Annotated in this window: 19 protein-coding genes; 3 read left to right on the forward strand and 16 right to left on the reverse strand. The window is 66.1% G+C overall.

Annotated features, from left to right (window positions below; genetic code table 11):
- Positions 1-11 precede the first annotated feature (11 nt).
- The 5 genes from Q0C59_RS07055 to Q0C59_RS07075 form a co-directional block, all read right to left on the reverse strand.
- The gene (locus Q0C59_RS07055) at positions 12-1,007 is read right to left on the reverse strand and encodes an ABC transporter ATP-binding protein (RefSeq protein WP_291213532.1); all 996 of its coding nucleotides are present in this window, start codon (positions 1,005-1,007) and stop codon (positions 12-14) included.
- Positions 1,004-2,047 carry an ABC transporter ATP-binding protein gene (locus tag Q0C59_RS07060; protein WP_291213534.1) on the reverse strand — a complete coding sequence of 348 codons (1,044 nt, stop codon included), beginning with the start codon at positions 2,045-2,047 and terminating at the stop codon, positions 1,004-1,006. The genes Q0C59_RS07055 and Q0C59_RS07060 overlap by 4 nt, the downstream gene beginning before the upstream one ends.
- Complete coding sequence (locus tag Q0C59_RS07065; RefSeq protein ID WP_291213536.1) at positions 2,044-2,937, reverse strand: ABC transporter permease; 894 nt, start codon at positions 2,935-2,937, stop codon at positions 2,044-2,046. The genes Q0C59_RS07060 and Q0C59_RS07065 overlap by 4 nt, the downstream gene beginning before the upstream one ends.
- 16 nt (positions 2,938-2,953) lie before the next feature.
- On the reverse strand, positions 2,954-3,904 hold the full coding sequence (locus tag Q0C59_RS07070) for an ABC transporter permease (protein WP_291213538.1): 951 nt from the start codon (positions 3,902-3,904) through the stop codon (positions 2,954-2,956).
- A 67-nt stretch (positions 3,905-3,971) separates the two neighbouring features.
- Entirely contained in the window at positions 3,972-5,642 is a 1,671-nt protein-coding gene (locus Q0C59_RS07075; RefSeq protein WP_370654297.1) for an ABC transporter substrate-binding protein, read from the reverse strand.
- A 335-nt stretch (positions 5,643-5,977) separates the two neighbouring features.
- Here Q0C59_RS07075 and Q0C59_RS07080 point away from each other — a divergent pair, with 335 nt between their 5' ends.
- Positions 5,978-6,706, forward strand: a complete 729-nt coding sequence (locus Q0C59_RS07080) for an aspartate/glutamate racemase family protein (protein WP_291213540.1) — start codon at positions 5,978-5,980, stop codon at positions 6,704-6,706.
- A 1-nt stretch (position 6,707) separates the two neighbouring features.
- On the opposite strand, the gene Q0C59_RS07085 is transcribed toward Q0C59_RS07080, so the two are convergent.
- From Q0C59_RS07085 to Q0C59_RS07095, 3 genes are read right to left on the reverse strand one after another with little or no spacing between them, the layout of a single operon-like run.
- Entirely contained in the window at positions 6,708-7,400 is a 693-nt protein-coding gene (locus tag Q0C59_RS07085) for a 2-hydroxychromene-2-carboxylate isomerase (RefSeq protein WP_370654296.1), read from the reverse strand.
- Positions 7,397-7,636 (reverse strand): DUF1289 domain-containing protein, encoded by a 240-nt coding sequence (locus tag Q0C59_RS07090; protein ID WP_291213542.1) that lies wholly within the window; start codon positions 7,634-7,636, stop codon positions 7,397-7,399. Before Q0C59_RS07090 ends, Q0C59_RS07085 begins: the two co-directional genes overlap by 4 nt.
- A 14-nt stretch (positions 7,637-7,650) precedes the next feature.
- Positions 7,651-8,154: a YbaK/EbsC family protein gene (locus Q0C59_RS07095; RefSeq protein ID WP_291213544.1), complete on the reverse strand. Its 504-nt coding sequence runs from the start codon at positions 8,152-8,154 to the stop codon at positions 7,651-7,653.
- Positions 8,155-8,629: 475 nt separating this feature from the next.
- Between Q0C59_RS07095 and Q0C59_RS07100 the strand changes: the two genes are divergently transcribed.
- Complete coding sequence (locus Q0C59_RS07100; protein WP_291213546.1) at positions 8,630-10,198, forward strand: hypothetical protein; 1,569 nt, start codon at positions 8,630-8,632, stop codon at positions 10,196-10,198.
- 13 nt (positions 10,199-10,211) lie between these two features.
- On the opposite strand, the gene Q0C59_RS07105 is transcribed toward Q0C59_RS07100, so the two are convergent.
- The gene (locus tag Q0C59_RS07105; protein WP_291213548.1) at positions 10,212-10,853 is read right to left on the reverse strand and encodes a LysE family transporter; all 642 of its coding nucleotides are present in this window, start codon (positions 10,851-10,853) and stop codon (positions 10,212-10,214) included.
- 283 nt (positions 10,854-11,136) lie between these two features.
- A complete protein-coding gene (locus Q0C59_RS07110; RefSeq protein ID WP_291213550.1) occupies positions 11,137-11,643 on the reverse strand; it encodes a hypothetical protein in 507 nt (168 codons plus the stop codon).
- Between Q0C59_RS07110 and Q0C59_RS07115 the strand changes: the two genes are divergently transcribed.
- On the forward strand, positions 11,626-13,026 hold the full coding sequence (locus Q0C59_RS07115; RefSeq protein WP_291213552.1) for a hypothetical protein: 1,401 nt from the start codon (positions 11,626-11,628) through the stop codon (positions 13,024-13,026). The genes Q0C59_RS07110 and Q0C59_RS07115 overlap by 18 nt on opposite strands.
- A 50-nt stretch (positions 13,027-13,076) precedes the next feature.
- On the opposite strand, the gene Q0C59_RS07120 is transcribed toward Q0C59_RS07115, so the two are convergent.
- Genes Q0C59_RS07120 through Q0C59_RS07145 form a run of 6 tightly spaced genes read right to left on the reverse strand, consistent with a single transcriptional unit; the run spans position 13,077 to position 19,536 of the window.
- On the reverse strand, positions 13,077-13,985 hold the full coding sequence (locus Q0C59_RS07120) for a hydroxymethylglutaryl-CoA lyase (protein WP_291213554.1): 909 nt from the start codon (positions 13,983-13,985) through the stop codon (positions 13,077-13,079).
- 13 nt (positions 13,986-13,998) lie between these two features.
- Positions 13,999-14,919, reverse strand: a complete 921-nt coding sequence (locus Q0C59_RS07125; RefSeq protein WP_291213556.1) for a glyoxylate/hydroxypyruvate reductase A — start codon at positions 14,917-14,919, stop codon at positions 13,999-14,001.
- Between the two features lie 44 nt (positions 14,920-14,963).
- Positions 14,964-16,970, reverse strand: a complete 2,007-nt coding sequence (locus tag Q0C59_RS07130) for an acetyl/propionyl/methylcrotonyl-CoA carboxylase subunit alpha (RefSeq protein ID WP_291213558.1) — start codon at positions 16,968-16,970, stop codon at positions 14,964-14,966.
- Positions 16,970-17,599 carry a DUF4126 domain-containing protein gene (locus Q0C59_RS07135; RefSeq protein WP_291213560.1) on the reverse strand — a complete coding sequence of 210 codons (630 nt, stop codon included), beginning with the start codon at positions 17,597-17,599 and terminating at the stop codon, positions 16,970-16,972. Before Q0C59_RS07135 ends, Q0C59_RS07130 begins: the two co-directional genes overlap by 1 nt.
- A 6-nt stretch (positions 17,600-17,605) precedes the next feature.
- Positions 17,606-18,397, reverse strand: a complete 792-nt coding sequence (locus Q0C59_RS07140) for an enoyl-CoA hydratase/isomerase family protein (RefSeq protein ID WP_291213562.1) — start codon at positions 18,395-18,397, stop codon at positions 17,606-17,608.
- A 2-nt stretch (positions 18,398-18,399) separates the two neighbouring features.
- Positions 18,400-19,536: an acyl-CoA dehydrogenase family protein gene (locus Q0C59_RS07145; protein ID WP_291213564.1), complete on the reverse strand. Its 1,137-nt coding sequence runs from the start codon at positions 19,534-19,536 to the stop codon at positions 18,400-18,402.
- Between the last annotated feature and the right edge of the window lie 105 nt (positions 19,537-19,641).

The following is a 19,641-nucleotide window of genomic DNA, read 5'->3' on the forward strand; positions in this document are numbered from 1 at the left end:
TTGGAGTGAAGTCAGGCGGCGGTTTCGGCCACGCGCAGGCAGCGCACGCTGTGGCCGGCGGCGAGCCAGCTGATCTCGGGACGGGTGGTCTTGCAGGCGTCCTGCACCATGCGGCAGCGGTCGGAAAACGCGCAGCCGGCGGGCAAGGCGGTGAGGTCGGGCGGCGAGCCGGCAATGGTCTCCAGCCGCGTGCCCTTGGGCAGTGCACCGCTGGCGCGGCTCTTGAGCAGGGCCAGTGTGTAAGGGTGGCGCGGCGCGCGCAGCAAGGTGGCGGCGGCGCCCTCTTCCACGATGCGCCCGGCGTACATCACCGCAATCCGGTCGGCCACCTCCACCGCGGCGCCGATGTCGTGGGTGACGAAGATGACCGACAGGCCCAGTTCGCGCTGCAGCTCGCGCAGCAACAGCAAGATCTGGATCTGCACCGTGGCGTCCAGTGCGGTGGTGGGCTCGTCGGCCAGCAACAGCTGGGGCCGGCAGGCCAGGGCCAGAGCGATCATGGCGCGCTGGCGCATGCCGCCCGACATCTCGTGCGGATAGGCCTGCAGGCGCCGCTCGGGGCTGGGAATGCGCACGCGCTCGAACAGCTCCAGCGCACGTTGCTGCGCCTGCGCCGCGCTTACGTTTTCATGGCGACGGATCGCCTCGGTGATCTGCGCGCCCACCGAGTACACCGGGTCGAGCGCGAGCAGCGGCTCCTGGAAGATCATGGACGCGACCTTGCCGCGGTAGTCGGCCAGCGCTTGTGTACCGAGCGCGAGCACGTCCTGGTCGCCCACGCGCATGGCGCCTTCGATGCGGCTGCGTCCGGGCGGGTGCAGGCGCAGCAGGCTGCGCAGCGTGACGCTCTTGCCCGAGCCGGATTCGCCGATCAGCGCGACCACCTCGCCGCGTTTGACCTGCAGGTCCACGCCGTTGACGGCCTCCACCGGTTTCTTGCCGCCGGTGAAGGTGACGCGCAGGTTGCGCACGTCGACGAAAGGTTTGTCCTCGGTATCGGGGTTCATGCCGCTTCCTTCAACAACACAGGCGCTTCGGTGTGACCACTGTCGGCCACGTGCATCCAGCACGACGCGACCTGGCCCTGTTCGATGGGGCTGAGCGAGGGCACACGCTCCGAGCACAGCGGCTGGGCGTGCGCGCATCGGGTGTGGAAACGGCAGCCCGGTGGCGGGTTGATCGGGTTGGGTGGGTCGCCGGCCAGCGGTGGTACTTCGGTGCGGTGGTCCGGGTCCATGGACGGGATGGACGAGAGCAGCGCGCGCGTGTACGGGTGGGCGGGATGGTCGAACAGGGTTTCGCTCTCGCCGATCTCTGCCACCTGGCCGAGGTACATCACCATCACGCGGTCGCTCATGTAGCGCACCACATTGAGGTCGTGGCTGATGAAGATGTAAGTCAGACCAAACTCGTCCTTGAGGTCGAGCAGCAGGTTGAGCACCTGTGCTTCGACCGACTTGTCCAGCGCCGAGACGGCTTCGTCCAGGATGATCAGGCGCGACTGCAGGGCCAGCGCACGCGCGATGTTCACGCGCTGGCGCTGTCCGCCCGAGAGTTCGTGCGGGTAGCGCTCGGCAAAGCGCCGCGGCTCCAGGCCCACGCGCGCCAGCAGGTCGCGCGCGCGCTCCACCGCCTCCTGGCGCGGCAGCCCGTGCACCTGCGGCGCAAAGGCGATCGAGTCCTCCATGGTCAGGCGCGGGTTGAGCGAGGCGTAGCTGTCCTGGAACACCATCTGCGTCTGGCGGTGGAACTGCTTCAGGCTCAAAGAGGCGCCACCCACGGTCTGGCCGTCGAACACGATCTCGCCACGGTCGGGGCGGATCAGCTGCATGAGCAGGCGCGCGGTGGTGGACTTGCCGCAGCCCGACTCGCCCACCACGCCCAGGGTCTCGCCCTTGAAGACGTCGAAGTCGATGCCATCGACCGCGCGCACCACGCCGCCGCCCCGGCCGAACACGTCTTTCTTGAGCGGGAAATGTTTGACCAGGCCGCGCACACCCATGAGGGGTTGTGCCGGGCCGCCGATGTCGGGGGTGCTCAGGCTCATTGTTTGATCTCCATCGCTGAACGCAGGCCGTCGGCCAGGAGGTTGAAGGCGATCGAGGTGATGAAGATCATCACGCCGGGCAAGGCCGCGATCCACGGTTGCACGTAGATCGCCGTGCGCAGGGTGTTGAGCATCAGGCCCCACTCCGGCTCTGGCGGCTTCACACCCAGGCCGAGAAAACTCAGGCCCGAAGCCAGGATCATCGCCACCGCGATCAGGCTGGTGGCGTACACAAAGATCGGCCCGAGCACGTTGCCCAGCACATGCACCCGCACGATGGTGAAGGCGTTGGCGCCCGAAGCACGCGCCGCATCCACGAAGTCGCGCCCCCGTATCTGCGTAGTCACACTCTCGGCCACCCGCGCAATCGGCGGTATGAACACGATGGTCAGCGAGATCAGCGAGTTGGTGATGCCCGCGCCGAGTGCGCCCGAGAGCGCAATGGCCAGCAGCACCGAGGGGAAGGCGTAGAACACGTCGATGGTGCGCATCATCACGGTGTTGAGCGTGCCGCCGGCGTAGCCCGCGGTGATGCCGATGAGCGAACCCACCACAAACGCCAGGATCACCGGCGTGATGCCCATGAACAGCGAGAGCCGCGCGCCCACCATCAGGCGCGAGAGCATGTCGCGCCCGAGCTCGTCGGTGCCCAGCGGGTGGCCCTCGAAGCCGATGGGTTTGAGGCGTTTCATCATCGACGAGGCGTAAGGATCGGACGGCACCAGCCAGGGACCGAACACCGCCAGGATGAGCAGGATGGTCACCACCACCGCCGCGCCGATGGCCACGCGGTCGCGCATGAAACGCCGCCCCACGGTCTGCCAGTAGCCCGGTGACCGTTCGAACACGAGAGCGGGCACCTTGCCCGGATCCACTGCAACTTGAAGCATGGGTGTGTCCTTCTCTTCAGCGGGCAATTCGGGGGTCGAGCAAGGTCTGGATCACGTCGACCACGAGGTTCAACACCACGAAGAACATGGCCAGCACCAGGATGGTTCCCTGCAGCAGCGGCAGGTCGCGCTGGAAGATGGCGGAGTTCAGCAGGAAGCCGGTGCCGGGCCACGAGAACACGGTCTCGATCAGGATGGAGCCGCCCAGCAGGTACCCCAGTTGCAGGCCCATCACGGCCAGCGCGGTCGGCGCGGCGTTTTTCACCACGTGGGTGAACACGCCCACGTCGGTGAGTCCCTTGGCGCGCAGACCCACAATGAACTCTTGCGCCAGGATGTCGGCCACCAGCGCGCGCACGGTGCGCGCGATGATGCCCATGGGAATCACGCTCATGGTCACGGCCGGCAGGATCATGTGTTTGACGTGTTCCCAGTCCCAGATCCATTCGCTGGAGCCGCCCGGGCCGGCGCCGCCCGGCGGCAGCCACATCAGGATGCTGGAGAAGATGATGACCAGCACCATGCCCAGCCAGTAGTGCGGCACGCTCACGCCCAGCACCGAGGTGAGCGAGGCGGCCTTGTCGAGCCAGGAGTTCTGGAAGTAGCCCGCCACAAAACCGAACAGGCAACCGAAGACGAAGCCGATCACGGTGGCCAGCACAGCCAGGCGCAAGGTGTTGACCACCGCGCGCATCACCTCTTCGGTGACCGAACGGCCCGAGGCGATGGATGTGCCCAGGTCACCCTGCAGCGCGCGCCAGACCCAGCTGGCGAACTGTTCCGGGTAGGAACGGTTGAAACCGTAGAGCTCGATCAGCTGCTGCTGCAGCTCGACCGAGGCATCGGGCGGCAGGATGGAGACCAGCGGGTCGCCCGGTGAGAGGTGCACCAGCGCAAAACACACCAGCGCCACGCCCAGCATGATGGGCAGCGTGTAGACCACACGCCGGAAAAGAAAAGTCAGCATCGCGCGAACCTCCGGTCAAAGTCCTGGCAAGCCCCGCAGCCCACACGGGCCACGGGGTGGAGGCGGATCAGTCCACCGACATCGGGGCGATGTCGATGAACCAGCTGCGCGGCTGCACCACGCCCTTGACCTTGGCGCTCATGGCGCGTGGACCTACGTCGTGCGCGATCCAGATGAACGGCGCTTCTTCCACGATGCGGGCATGCAGCTTGGCCAATGCGGCATCACGCTGGGTATCGTCAAAGCTGGTGCGTGCATCGGCGATCAGCTTGTCGAACTCGGGGTTGCCGAAGTAGCCCCAGTTGTTGGACACCGGGGGGAAGGTCTTGGTGCTGGTGAAACGCACCATGGCGAAGAACGGGTCCATGGCGGCGTAGCTCACGTTGATGGCGTGCGTGCCGTTGGCCGACGGGTGTTTGGCACCCTGGCGCCAGTTGGTGAACAGCGTGTTCCATTCGATGACGTCGAACTCGATGTCGATGTGGCACTGCTTGAGCGACTGCTGCACGAACTCGTTCATGGGCAGCGGCTGCATCTGGCCCGAACCCGAGGCCGAGATCTGCACCTTGGCCTTCATGGGTTTGGCGGCCGAAAAGCCGGCCTGCGTCATGAGGGCCTGCGCGGCCTTCACGTCGTACTTGATGTCGAACTTGGGGTTGCCCCACCAGGGGTGGCCCGGGGGCACCGTGCCCTTGGGCACGGCCATCATGCCGCCCAGGAAGGTCTTGAGGCCTTCGCGGTCCACGCACAGGTTGGCCGCGTGGCGCACGCGTTTGTCGAGCCAGGGTGAGCCCTCGGCAAACGACAGCTGCCACGGCCACACATGGGGCTGGGCGTTGCTGTAGATCTTGAAGCCGCGCTGCGTGATCTGCGGCATGGCGTCGGGCGATGGTGCCTCGATCCAGTCGACCTGGCCGGACAAGAGTGCGGCGGTGCGGGCGTTGGCTTCGGGCATGGGGATCATCACCACACGGTCGAGCTTGGGCGTGCGCTTGGGGTCCCAGTAGGTCTTGTTGGCCACGAGCTCCAGGCGCTCACGCGGCAGGAAGCGGGCCATTTTGAAGGGGCCGCTGCCCGAGGCGTCGGAGGCAAACGCCGTCCAGGCGTTCTTGGCCTTGTCGGCGGGCGTGGCCCCTGCGGCGGCTTCGAACTTCTTCTGCCAGTGGGCGGGCGAGGCCATGAACAGGTTGGTCAGGTTCAGCGGCAGGAAGGCATCGGGCTCGCTGGTGGTCAGCTCCACCGTGAGGTTGTCGATTTTGCGGGCGCTGCGCAGCGTGGGCATGCGCGAGGCGGTCACACCGACCTGGCTGGCATCGAAATGCACGGCGTCCTTGTCCAGCACCTTCTGCACGTTCCACACCACCGAATCGGCGTTGAGGTCGGAGCCGTCGTGGAACTTCACGCCCGGGCGCAGCTTGAAGACCCACTTGGTCTTGTCGGTGGCGTCGGTGACCCACGAGGTGGCCAGGCCGGGGATGAGCACGCTGGCGGCGTCGCCCTTGGACAGGTCCCAGTGTGTGAGCGCGTCGTACATCGGGATGCCGGTGAAGCGGTTGCCCTCGAAACCCTGGTCGGGCTGGCCGAGCGTGCGCGGAATGTCGGCGGCGGTCATGGCGATGCGCAAGACCTTTTCTTGCGCCATCACGGTGGGCGAGGCCAGGGCGGCGATCAGGCCGGCGGCCAGAACAAAGCCCAGGGATCGGGGCGCAAGGCGGGGCGAGGTTGGGATCGGGTTCATCGTGACTCCAGCGGTTTCGGGTGGAACAAAGGGCAAGACCTGGGGTGGGCACGCTCATCCCGGTGCACATTCCGCCCCAGGCGGGTGCGCAGCCGGAGAATGGCCTGGCAAGATTTTTGTATGCAACCTGCGTGCCACCACGATTTCGACGAAAACGAAACTTCCCGCTCCACGCCCTGATTTCGTGAGAAAAACAGGCTGTTTTTTGGGTATTTCGTGATTTATTCTTGCACCAGCTTGACGCAGACACAACCGGTTTTGCCCCAGTATGTGGCGCTGACATTGATTTTTTGTATGCAATATTCACCGCAATGGGGCCTTCAAAGGCACTTCACATGAACCTGCTCCTGATCAATCCCAACACCTCCACGGCCATGACGCAGGCCATTGCCGAGGCCGCGCGGGCGGTGGCCGCACCGGGCACACGCGTCCACGCGGTGCAGCCCAGCTTCGGGCCCGAGTCCATCGAAAGCCACTTCGAAGAAACCATCGCGGCGGCCGGCGTGGCCGAGCAGGTGCGCCTGGCGAACCCGCGGCCAGACGCGGTGGTGATCGCCTGTTTTGGCGACCCGGGGCTGGACGCAGCGCGCGAAGCCACCGACGCGCCGGTGATCGGGATCGCCGAGGCGGCATTCCACGCTGCCTCGTTTCTGTGCACCGGCTTTTCGGTGGTGACCACCATGACGCGCACCTGCATCACCGCCGAGCACCTGCTGCACCGTTATGGGCTGGAGCGCCGCTGCCGGGGCGTGCACGGCACCGACATCCCGGTGCTGGAGCTGGAGCAGGCGGGCGAAGCGCTGGTGGCGCGCATCGAGTCGGCCGCGCGCGCGGCGCTGGCGCGCGACCGCAGCGGCGCCATCGTTCTGGGCTGCGCGGGCATGGCCCCCTTGTGTGCCACCCTCAGCACGCGCCTGGGCGTGCCGGTGATCGACGGTGTGAGCGTGGCGGTGAAACTGGCCGAGTCACTGGTCGCGCTGGGCCTGCGAACCAGCAAGCATGGCGACTACGCCCCGCCGCCCCCCAAAAACTGGACCGGCTGGGCGAAGCCGCTGGCCGGGTGAATCAGCCCGGGCGCCGCACGCCCACGGGGCGGTCGGCCGCGGCCGACCACTGGGTGTTGAACCAGACGTCACCGTCAAGGCAGGCGCGCAGCATGGGCAGCGCATCCAGCCCCCAGAACACGCGCCCCTCCACCACCATGGCCGGTACGCCGAACAGACCGAGAGCGAGCGCCTCGTCGGTGTTGGCGCGCAGGCGCTGCTTCACCACCTCACCGTCGGGTGGGCTCCAGGGTTTGCCGCGCTGCGCCATGTGGTCTTGCAGCCGGGCCTGCAGCTCGGCCAGGCGGGCTGGGTCGGTGGCGTCCTGCCCACCGTGCCACACGTGGTGGAACAGCTGTTCGGCAACAAAACGGTTGGTGTCGCCCGGTGCGTCATCGGTGGCGCAGGCCAGGCCCAGGCGCAGCAGGGCCAGCGGGTTGAACGGGTGGGCCGCCGGCAGGTCGAGCCGCACGCCGTGCTGGTGCGCGAGCCAGCTCACCTGGCGGTAGGTCCAGTCGCGCTTGGCAGGGATCTCGGCCGGGCCCAGCTGGCCGTGGGCCTTGAGCAGCGCGGCGAACAGCACCGGCTTGTAACGCACCACCACGCTGTGGCCCATGAGCGCTTCGGGCAGGCGCTCGAAAGCCAGATGCGCGTAGGGCGAAATCGGGTCGTAGTGGAAGCTGATTTCGCGCAGGGCCGCGCCGGAGGTGGTCATGGTGCGGCCACCGGCACCTGCCGGGCTTCGATCAGCTGCCACACCGCGATCTTGTCGGCATCGGCCATGCGGCTCCATTGCGAGATTTCGGCCAGCGTGCGAAAGCACCCCTTGCACGAGCTGGTGGCTTCGTCCATCTCGCACACCGAGATGCAGGGTGAAGGCACGCCGGGGGCAACACCGGCTTTGGCGCGGGCGGTCTGGAGTGTGACGGGCGGGCGGGTGGGCAGGGACATGGTGGGCAGAGGTGTCAGACCACGGTGACGTCGTGCACGGGTGCACCGGTCAGGGTCTGGAGTTGCTGGGGCGTGAGGGGGAACACCGCGTGCGGATGGCCCGCAGCGGCCCACACGGTGTCAAAGCGGAACAGCTGCGCATCGATGAGCGTGACCACCGGCGTGGCATGCGCCAGCGGCGAGACACCGCCGATGGAAAAACCGGTGGTGCTCTTGACGAATTCGGCATCGGCCCGGCCGAGCTTGCCGCCTTCAGCGCAGACGATGGCCTGCACCTTTTTCTCGTCCACGCGCAGGTCGCCCGAGGTGACGACCAGCACCGCCACTTCGTCGCTCTTGCGGCGAAACACGATGCTCTTGGCGATCTGACCCAGCGCCACACCCAACGCGTCGGCGGCCTGCTGTGCGGTGCGCGCGGCGTCTTCAAGCATGCGGGGCGGGTGCGGGTGGTTCAACGACCGCAGGTGGTCGGTGACGCGTTGAACGGCCGGGGTGGTGGAACAGGACACATCGCTCATGGGCTCCGATGGTATCGACACGCGGCATTGCCTGCCGGCATGGGCTTGTGCGGGGATGGTCGGCGACCACTTCGCTGCACACACTGGCTTCGGCCCCTGCGGGCCGCACCAAGCCGCCTGAAACCCAACCCTTCGAGGACCCGCCATGTACGGCCAACTGCAATTCGATCCCGGCGATACCGAGACCCCATGGGCCGTCCATTTTTTCCTCCGTATCGATCTGGACCCGCCCAATCTGAGCCCGGTTCAAGCCGCCGGGCGAGGCAACGCACTCAAGCAGTTGAAGACCGAGGTGCCCGATCTCACACCCGCAGAAATCGCCTGCCTGAGCGCCATCTGCAGGGGTTTGCCCCTCGACCGCAAGGACCTGGTGTCCGATCTTTTCCTGGGCTTGGCGCACCTTCGGCTTCCGGTGGCGCGGCGCAAGGAACGTGAGGGCCGCATCGCCGCCACGCTGGACACGTATTTCCTCTCAATGACGCTGCCGCCGGCCATGGCGGTCTGCATGGCCTACATCAAGTTGATGGCTCCGCTGACGCCTGACGCCTTCCTGAATGAGGTGGTTTGCAGCCAGGCGGCCCGACTGCAGATGGTGTTCGGCCAAGTCTCCCCCTGGGACACCTGCTGCTTCGCCCATGCGAGCCACCTTGAAGTGGTGGCTGCCTCGATGGGCGTGGTTTCCCGCTCGGATGAAGACCGTTTGTTGTTCAACACCCTGTTCTCGCGGCCATGGGCAGAACGGGACGGGTTCATCGAACTGGTGGAAAACGCCGCCAGATTCAAGCTCCTGCCCGCCGTGAGCAAAACCGTGGTCGCGCTGCGCAGCGCAGGCTTGCTGGTGGTCTCCGAAGGCGACATCCTGGTCAATGTGTTGCAAGACTGCCAGGCAGCGAAGCTCAACGGATCGATGGAGGAGGACATGGATACTGCCGTGACCAACCAGGTGGCCCTGGGCCGCACGGCCGAACTTGCTCGCACTCGGGCGGTGCTTGCCAGCACCATGGATGCGAACCGTCTTGGCGTCAACCTGGGTCGCAGGGTGAATGAACAGAACACGGCGGCGGTCATCGCCGCAGGGCAGGCCTTCTGGCTGCAGCTCTTGCGCATGACGCCCGAGCGCCTGCAGCGTCAAAAAGAACGGGACAAGGTGCCGGTGACGCCGGGAGCGGCGCCGACCGCACCCGGCGACCTCGACCCGGTCCACGCGTGGTCGGTGAGCCGCTTGTTGCGGTGGATCGAGGGTCCGATCCTGGAAAAAGCCCCGGCTCCGCTGGAGCGCGCCAGGTTTGTCCTGAAAGAAAAGGCTGCACGACAAGAAGCGCGCGCCAAAACAAGGATGCCTGAGAAGGCGGTCCGCGCCGACAAGGACCTGAGCGCTCTCGACATCGATCTTGCGGTTCAGAACGCACTGAGCACCACCGCCGGGTTCTTCATCGGTGACATCGACGACATGCTGTTCAGGGCCAAGGCGCTGGGTGCGGCCTCCCCGGCGGCGCAGCACTGCCTGGACCTGCTCGCGCCACTGCAGAAGCTGAAGAAGGAGGACAGGTCAGATGACCAAAAGGCCCGCGCGCTGCTGCACACAGCGTCGTTGGCGGTTGACCAGTTGCGGCTCGACCTTCGAACGATGGCCTCCGACGCGCAACTGCGTCAACACTTCGATCGGCAGCTGAGCGTGGCTTTGTACAACGAGCCGATGGTGGAGGGCAAACGGCATGGAGGGGTGATCCAATGCCGCTTGAAACGCAGCGACTGGCCATGGGTCGCGGAGGAATACCACCGACGGTGGCTCCCTTGGAACCAGCGCATCACGGTGGACGGGGTCCCACGGGTTTTGCAGCCCGACCAGGCACTGGGTCTGTATGTCACGGGCAAAAGCCTCAGCGGCTATGAGTTCGATGTGTCGGTGCACCTCTGGCTGCGCAGGGCAGGACGCGAGAGTGCCCCAGGCACCAGCGTGTTGCCACTCTCCCCCATGAACACCGGGGACTGGATCGACACACTGACACCTTGCGCGGTACTCCACGTCCCGTCGCCCACCTGAGCCGGCGGGAGATTCAGGCCGCGCGCTTGACCAGCAGCAAACTCGCGCCCATGGCCATGAGCACGCCGCCGAACACCCGGCTCTGTGCGCGCTGGGCTTTTGCCGTGGCCAGCCAGCGCTGCGCGCGCGAGGCCAGGAACGCGTAGCCGTGCATGACCACCAGATCGACTGCGATGGTGGTCACCAGCAGCACCAGAAGCTGCAACCACAGCGGGCGTTGCGGATCGATGAACTGCGGCAGCACCGCCACCATGAAGACGATGCCCTTGGGGTTGGTCACGTTGGTGAAGAACCCGGTGACGAAACGTTCGCGCGCGGACGGCACACCCGCCTGCACCGGCACATGTTCACCGCTGGCCAAGGTGGAGCTCACGTGCGAGCGCCATTGCTTCAAACCCAGCCAGATCAGGTAGCCCGCCCCGGCGAACTTGACCACGGTGAAGGCGGTGGCCGAGGCCAGCAGCAGCGCGCCCACGCCCACCCCCGCCACCAGCAGGATCACCGCCAGGCCCAACTGCAAGCCCACGATGGTGGCGCCCGCGCGGCCCACGCCGTAGGCCAGACCATGGCTCATGGACAGCACGGCACCTGAACCGGGAGAAATCGCGATCACCCAGGCAGCGGCGAAATAGGTGAGCCAGACGTGGAAATCCATGAAGCAACCCGCAAAAGCAAACGAGCCGAAATGATGCCACGGCCTTGCTGGTCGAGCATTCGCTGGCGGTGCGCCAGATGAACCAGCGAAGACACCTGCGCGGACCCGAGCCCGCCTGGCCGACAGGGCAAGTTCATCCTTTCATCAGCCGTCCATCAGGTCCAACCCGCTGTTGTTGCCCACACTGGGCAAGACATTCAAGCCGTGTGTCGACTCACGGAAACCAAAGGAAAACAGCATGTACGGATGGCTCAGTTACTCGCCCGAAGCGGGCGTGATCGTTTCATTTCCCAGCTATGGATCGCCTGGTGATGTCGGCGCCGATCCCCAACTGATCATGGGACGCAAAACCCTGCTGCAGGCCTTCATCAAGAAGGAGCTCGCCGCAGACCCACCCGATGTCCAGAAGCGGATCTCCCTCACACTGGAACAGATCATCGGCGCGCTGAGCAAGGACGCCGGCGAGGACCTGGAGTTTCACCTGTACATGGGCATGGCGCACGAGCGCCTGCCCGAGGCATCGCGCCGGGCACGCCAGGCGCTGATCGACCGCGCCATCGCCACGTGCCTTGCCCAGACCACCGACCATTCCGACGCGGTGCAAAGCAAGGTTTCGCGATTGCGACAGGTCGCCATCCTCTGGCCCGAATCGCGCATCGTCGAGTTGATCAGAACGTCCTGTGGCCAGATCATGAGCGACATGGTGCTCAAGCTCATGGGCTCGGGGGATCTGGTGAAGGGGGGCCAGGCATTCCCTCACCTGTGGGGTGGTTTGTTCGAATTCCTGCATGAGCAGGAAACCAGAGAGGTTCCGGTCACGGGCGGTCTTCCCGCCTGGTTCATCAGCACGATGCTGACGCGTGCACCCGCTGAATGCGATGAAACCCAGTCATCGTTCATGCAGACCCTGAAAAACCTGGATATCGGGTTTTTGCCGAAGATCATCAACAAGCTGTTGCCCTTGAGATCGGCGATGGACATGTGCGTGATCTACGACATTCTGGTGCGCATCATGAAGGACAAGCTGGCCAACCCTGCCAGCTTGGACGAGGATATCTTTGACACGCACGTGGCCTGGGCCGAGGGTCAGCTGCGGATGCAGAACACGCAGACCCTTTTTGCCAGCATTGCTGCGGTGAGCGCAAACGTGCCCATGGGCGCAAAAACCGAGAGCAGCAAGGTCGCACTGGCCAGCCTTCGGCAGGCGGTGAACGCGGCCAACCAGGCCATGACGCCCAAACTGGCAGAGATGGCACGCAGGTTCCGCAAGTCACCCACCGCCTCGCAACCCGGACAGGAGAAAGTCGACCTCGACCAGCCCCATTCCTGGTCGGTCCCCAAGCTCCTGCGCTGGATCGAAGGCCCGGTCACACGACCCGCGCAAAGCCCCATCGACCGAGCAAAAATCCTGGCGACCGAGAACGCCGCTGCCGGCAGGCAGCCGCCCGCCCCATCCGCCAAAGGCAAAACCGAGCCTGCACCGCCTGCGATCACGCCGAAGGAAGCCGACATCGATGGAACGATTCAGGACGCGCTGTCAGCCACAGCCGCCTTTTTCTTCGGCGAGATCCAGGACATGCTGACCCTGGCCAGGAAGCTCGGCACCGACAATCCGCTGACGCAGGCCTGCGCGGATCTGATCAGCCCTCTCGATATCCTGGCCAACAAGCCCATGGGTCCCGAGGACGAACTCAAGGCCAGGGCTGTCCTCACGACCGCTGAAAAGGCCACCACCGATCTGCGCCACAGTTTGAAGACGGCCCAGGCCGCCTTGCAGGTGCAGCGCCGCTTTCAGGTCCAGCTGGTCGCCGCCTTGATGAACGAACCCATGGCGTGGGGCAAGCGCCACGGCGGCAAGATCGCCTGCGCCGTGAAACCGACCGACTGGTCATACATCGTCGACAACTTCCACAACCGCTGGTTGCCCCAGGTCAAAAGCGTGACGATCGGCAAACTGAACACGCCCCTGGACGAGGATCAGGCAGCGGCCCTCTACATCACGGGCAGCAGCTTGAGCGGCTACGCCTTCGACGTCTCGGTCCACATCTGGCAACGCTACCCTGGCAAGACCAGCCTGCCCAGCGACAAAAGCGACGCGTTCCCCGCCATGAACACGGAGGACTGGTTTGATTCTTACGTGCCCTGCTGCGTGCTGCACGTGCCCGCCGCCTGAGCGCGCCCGCAAGAACAGCTTGAGGCGGCGGGACGCAGGTCCTGTTTGCCTCAGGTCGCGCGTTTGGCCAGCAGCGCACGCGCCACGCGCGAGCCGCTGGGTCGACCGAGTTGTTCGCTGATGTATGCGCCGGCGTCCACCAGCGCGTCCAGGTCGATGCCGGTCGCTATCCCCATGCCGTGCAGCAGGTAGACCACGTCTTCGGTCGCCACGTTGCCGGTGGCGCCTTTGGCGTAGGGGCAGCCACCCAGGCCAGCCACGGACGACTGGAAGTTCCAGACGCCCAACTCCAGCGCAGCGAGCGTGTTCGACAAGGCCTGGCCGTAGGTGTCGTGGAAGTGGCCCGAGACGTCGTCGATGCCGTAGTGCTGCAGCGTCGCCTCGATAGCGGCCTGCACCTTGCGCGGTGTGCCCACGCCGATGGTGTCGGCCACGTCCACGCGCTGCACGCCGATGCCCTTCATGAGCCCGGCCAGATAGGCCACACGCTCGGGGGCTATGTCGCCTTCGTACGGGCAGCCCACGGTGCAGCTCATGGCACCGCGCACGGCAATGCCGGCCGCGAGCGCCGCTTCCACCACCGGTGCAAAGCGCTCGATGCTCTCGGCGATGCTGCAGTTGATGTTCTTCTGGCTGAAGGCTTCACTGGCCGCGCCGAAGACCACGATCTCGTCGGGCTGGTCGAGCACTGCCGCCTCGAACCCCTTGAGGTTGGGCGTGAGCACCGAGTAGCGCACGCCGCTCTGGCGCGACAAGCCGGCCATGACATCGTGGTTGTCGGCCATCTGCGGCACCCACTTGGGGCTCACGTAGCTGGTGACCTCGATCTCTTGCAGGCCAGCGGCCTGCAGGCGGTGCACCAGCTCGATCTTCGTGGCGGCAGGAACCGGCTGCTTCTCGTTCTGCAGGCCGTCGCGCGGACCGACGTCGATGAGGCGGACGCGGGAAGGGATGTTCATGGGGGACTCGCTTTCAATAACCGCGATCGCGGTGCACCACGCCGGCGATGGGCTCGCCGCGCGAGAGCGCCACGATCTTGCCCGCGATCTGCGCGATGCTTTCGTCGCGCAGGGTGCGCGCCGAGGTGTGCGGGGTCACGGTGACTTTGGGGTGTTGCCAGAAGGGGTGGTCGGCGGGCAGGGGTTCGGTGCGGAACACATCCAGCGTGGCGCCGGACAGATGTCCGCTGTCCAGCAGGTGGATCAGGTCGTCTTCGACCAGGTGCGCGCCGCGCGCGACGTTGATCACATAGCCGCCGGCTTGCAACCGGGCCAGCGACTTTCGGTTGAGGATGTTCTCTGTGTCGGGCGTGAGCGGCAGCAGGTTCACCAGCACGCGGCACGACGACAGGAACGTGTCGAACCTGTCGATGCCCGCATGGCACACCACGCCTTCCACCGCCTTGGGCGTGCGGCTCCAGCCGTGCACCGGGAACTCAAACACATGCAGGGCGCGCGCCACACGTTCGCCGAGCACGCCCATGCCCATCACGCCCACGGGCCAGTCGGCGCGGCTGCGGGGTTTGCGGTACGACCACTGGCCGGCGGCGATGTCGGCCTCGTAGCCGTCGAACTCGCGGAAGTGGCGGATGACGGCGTGGCACACGTACTCGGCCATCTGCACCGACATGCCGGCGTCGTCCAGCCGCACCACCAGGGTCTGCGGCGGAAGGCGCAGTTTCATGATCGCGTCCACACCGGCGCCGATGTTGAACATGGCCTTGAGGCCCGGTTGCTCGTCCAGAAACGCTTGCGGCGGTGACCACACGATGGCGTGGTCGGCCTGCGGGTCGCCGGGCTTCCAGGTGCTCACATGGGCCTCGGGCAGCAAGGCGCGAAAGCCCTCTTCCCAGGGGGCGGCTTTGGTTTGGGCTACGCAGATGGTGATGTTCATGCGGCGAGCTTAAAAGAAGCGGCCCGCGCGCGCAGTCACACGTTTCACGCGGCGGTGATCTTGAGCAGCTCGGCGCCTTCACTCACCTGGTCGCCGGGCGCGTACAGCAGCTCGGCCACGGTGCCGTCGGCCGGGGCGGCGATGGTGTGCTCCATCTTCATGGCCTCCATCACGGCCAGCGCCTGGCCTTTCTTGATCACGTCGCCGGCCTTCACCGCGAACGACAGCACCTTGCCCGGCATGGGCGCGGTCAGCCGTCCGCCGTCGGCCGCGGCCACGCCGGCGTGGGCCAGCGCGTCGATCTCGGTGATCTGCGTGGCGCCGAGCGCGCAGAAGATGTGCACGATCTCTCCGAGCTGCCAGGTCTGTACCGTCTGGCGCTGGCCCTGGAACTGCAGGTCCATGCGGGAACCGCCCTCGGTGGGCAAGCTCTCGAACTGCAGCACGCCGCTGACGTCGCCAAAGGCTAGCTGCAGCGCACCGTCGTGCAGGTAGGTGAGGTGCGCGAGCAGCGACTCGCCCAGATATTCAAAGTCGAAGCGGCGCACGGTGAGGCCGTGCGGGCGCCAGCCGTCCCGGCGCGAGAACGGGTCGGTTGATTCCAAGGCACGTTCCGTCACCAGGGTCTGCGCCACGGCTGAGGCCACCGCGAGCGCGAGGCCGACCTTGTCCTGATGGAACAGCACAGCCGCTTCGCGCGGGATCAGTGCGGTGTCAAGGTTGGCCTGCGCGAACGACGGGCTGTTCACCACGTGGCGCAGGAACTGCACGTTGGTGGACAGGCCGACGATCCGCGTCTCGGCCAGGGCGGCGTCCATGCGCGCGAGGGCCTCGGCGCGCGTGGCACCAAACACGATCAGCTTGGCGACCATGGAGTCGTAGAACGGGCTGATGGTGTCGCCCTCGCGCACGCCGTCGTCCACGCGCACCACACCGCGTTCGAATGCGGTGCAGGCCGGCTTGCGGTAAACGGTCAACGTTCCGGTGGCGGGCAAAAAGTTGTTGTCGGGCGTTTCGGCGCAAATGCGCGCCTCGATAGCGTGGCCATGGATGCGCAGCTCGTCCTGCTTGAGCGGCAGCGGCTCGCCGCTGGCCACACGCAGCTGCCACTCCACCAGGTCGAGCCCGGTGATGGCCTCGGTCACCGGGTGCTCCACCTGCAGGCGCGTGTTCATCTCCATGAAGAAGAACCGCATGCCGCCTTCGGGTGGTTGCTCGACGATGAACTCCACCGTGCCGGCGCCCACATAATTCACGGCCTTGGCCGCGGCCACGGCGGCCGCACCCATCTGCTGGCGGAACTCCGGCGTCATGCCGGGCGCGGGCGCTTCTTCCAGCACCTTCTGGTGGCGGCGCTGCACCGAACAGTCACGCTCGAACAGGTAAACGCAGTTGCCGTGCGTGTCGCCGAACACCTGGATCTCGATGTGGCGCGGGCGTTGCACGTATTTTTCGATCAGCACCGCGTCGCTGCCGAAGCTGTTGCGCGCCTCGCGCTGGCAGCTGGCCAGCGCAGCGGCAAAGTCCTCGGCCTTGTCCACCGCGCGCATGCCCTTGCCACCGCCGCCGGCGCTGGCCTTGATGAGCACCGGGTAACCAATGCGGTTGGCCTCGTGCTGGAGCATGGCGGGGTCCTGGTCGGCCTCGTGGTAACCGGGCACCAGCGGCACACCGGCCTTTTCCATCAGCTGCTTGGACTCGGCCTTCAGCCCCATAGCGAGGATGGCGGACGCGGGCGGGCCGATGAAGGCGATGCCGGCGTTGGCGCAGGCATTCGCGAACGCATCGTTCTCGCTCAGGAAGCCATAGCCCGGGTGGATGGCCTGCGCCCCGGTGGCCTTCGCGGCCTCGATGATGCGTTCCCACTGCAGGTAGCTGTCCTTGGGCGCGCTGCCGCCGATGTGCACGGCCTCGTCGCACGCCGCCACGTGCTTGGCCCTCGCATCGGCATCGGAATACACGGCCACGGTGCGCACGCCCAGGCGGCGGGCGGTGGCGGCAACGCGGCAGGCGATCTCGCCACGGTTGGCGATCAGGATTTTGGTGAACATCAGGTTTCCTTGACAGGTCCGGAGAAGAAACGTTGTGCGCGGCGAAACACCACACGCAGGAATTTGAAAAGCATCCAGGTGACGATCCACATCAGCACCACGGTGATGAGCAGCAACACGCCGAAGGCCACGGGGTGGTTCGTGGCCAGCCACACGGCGCCGACCACCAGGCCGTCTTCCACTAGGCTCATGGCGATGTTGGAGAACGGTTCGGGCGATGCGTTGATGGCGGCGCGCGTGGTGGACTTGGCGGCCTGGCTGGTGGCGGCCAGCGAGCCGCCCAGCAGCGCCGCGGCCAGCGCCAGCGCGCCGCTGTCGGCACCAAAAACACCCGCTGCCAGCGCCGCGCCAGCAGGAATGCGCACCACGCTGTTGACCATGTCCCACAGCGAATCCACTACCGGGATCTTGTCGGCGAAGAACTCGACGAACAGCATGAAGCCGCTGGCCCCCAGCAGCGCCGGATGCTGCAGCACCTGCAGGCCGGCGGGTAGTTCCATCCAGCCTGCGGCACCGCCCATGCCGACCAGGAACACCACCGCGTACAGACGGAAACCGCTGGCCCAGCCGAGCGCACCGGCCAAGGCCAGCAACTCGGGCGTTCCCAGGGAAGCGAGGGCGTCCGTCATGACCGTTCAGCTCTGTGGCAACCAGCCGGGTGCGCGTTTGCCCAGGAAGGACTGCAGGCCTTCGCGGCCCTCGTCGCTGGCGCGGACGTCGGCGATGCGGCGCGCGGTCTCGCTGCGCAGTGCTTCGGTGATGGGCACGCCGCTCACATCGCGCACCAGGCGCTTGCATTCGCGCGAGGCCTTCGGTCCATTGGCCACCAGCGTGGCGACGAGTTCGCCCACCTTGGCGTCCAGCGTCTCGGGTGTGGCGAGCTCGTGCACGAAGCCGATCTCGTGGGCACGCACCGCACTGAACCGCTCGGCAGTGACCATGTAGCGGCGCGAAGCCTGCACGCCCATCGCGCGCGCCACATACGGGCTGATGGTGGCGGGCAGCAGGCCCAGGCGCGCTTCGGACAGGCAGAAGGTCGCGCCCTCCACCGCCACCAGCACGTCGCAGATGGCGGCCAGCCCCATGCCGCCGGCATAACAGTCACCCTGCACCCGACCCACGATGGGCACCGGGCACTGGTCCAGCGTCCACAGCATGTCGGCGAGCTTCTGGGCGTCGGCGCGGTTCTGATCCCAGCTGTAGCTGGCCATGGCCTTCATCCAGTTGAGGTCGGCGCCGGCGCAGAAAGCCTTGCCGTGCGCGCCGAGCACGACCACGCGCAAGTCCTCGTCTTTCGACAAAACGTCAAATGTGATGGTCAACGCTGCGATCACATCGTCGTTGAACGCGTTGCGCACATCGGGCCGGTTGAGCCACACATGCGCCACATGGGCGCTGGGGCGGGTCACGTCAAGCACATCACTCATATTCAATACCTCTTTGCGACTTCTTCGAGCATCACCTCGGTCGCGCCACCGCCAATGGCGAGCACCCGCGCATCGCGCCACAGCCGTTCAATGGCGGTTTCGCGGATGAAACCCATGCCGCCGTGGAACTGCTGGCAGGTCTGCACCACCTCGTTGACGAGTTCACCGGTGAGCGCCTTGAGCATGGAGACCTCCTGCACGATGTCGTGACCCTGGGTCACGCTCCAGGCGCAGTGGTACATGAACTGGCGCGCTGCGCGCACCTTGGCGTCGAGCATCGACAGGCGCTGGCGGATGGTTTGCTGATCCCACAGCGTGGCACCGAAGGCCTGGCGCTGGCGCACGTGGTCCAGCGTGATCTTCAGCGCCTGCGTGCAGTGGCCGATGGCCATCGCGCCCAGGGCAATGCGCTCGGTCTGGAAGTTCTTCATCACCGAGTAGAAGCCCTTGCCCTCCTCGCCCAGCAGGTTGCCGGCGGGGATGCGCACGTTGTCGAACACGAGTTCTGCCGTGTCGCTGGAGAGCCAGCCGGTCTTCTTGAGCGCACGACCCACGGTAAAACCCGGCGTGCCTTTTTCGACGATGAACATCGACATGTCGTGCCGCGCGGTGCCGGTCTTGGCGGCCACGAAATACAGGTCGCCGTGCACGCCGTTGGTGATGAACATCTTGGTGCCGTTGATGACCCACTCGTCTCCATCCCGGCGCGCCGTGGTGCGCATGCCCGCCACGTCAGACCCGGCGCCGGGCTCGCTGATGCCCACCGCGGTGATCAGCTCTCCCGCCGTCACCCTGGGCAGGTACTTCGCCTTCTGCGCAGGGGTGCCGGCGTGGTGCAGGTGCGGGCCGGCCATGTCGGTGTGCACGAGCACGGTGATGATGAAACCGGCAAAGGTGCTTTGCGACAGGGCTTCGGCAAACACCAGATTGGTCATGGCGTCGGCGTCGGCCCCGCCGTATTCACCCTCGAAGGCGATGCCCAGCAAACCCGCCTGGCCCATGCGGCGCAACACATCGCGCGGCACCATGCCGGTCTCTTCCCACGCCGCTGCATGCGGCTCCACTTCGCGCTCCAGAAAACGCGCCACCTGGTCGCGCAGCAGTTCGTGGTCGGGGTTGTCGTAGATGGTGGCGCTCATGGTCGTTGTCTCGTTCGCATGGTTGTTGTGTTCAGGAGGCCTGCTGAAGGAAAAACACCAGGTCCAGTTCGGGTGCGGGCTGGCCAAGGATGGTGAGCGCCGCGC

Origin of the sequence: Hydrogenophaga sp. (genome assembly GCF_022844385.1) — a bacterium.
Classification (GTDB): Bacteria; Pseudomonadota; Gammaproteobacteria; order Burkholderiales; family Burkholderiaceae_C; genus Hydrogenophaga.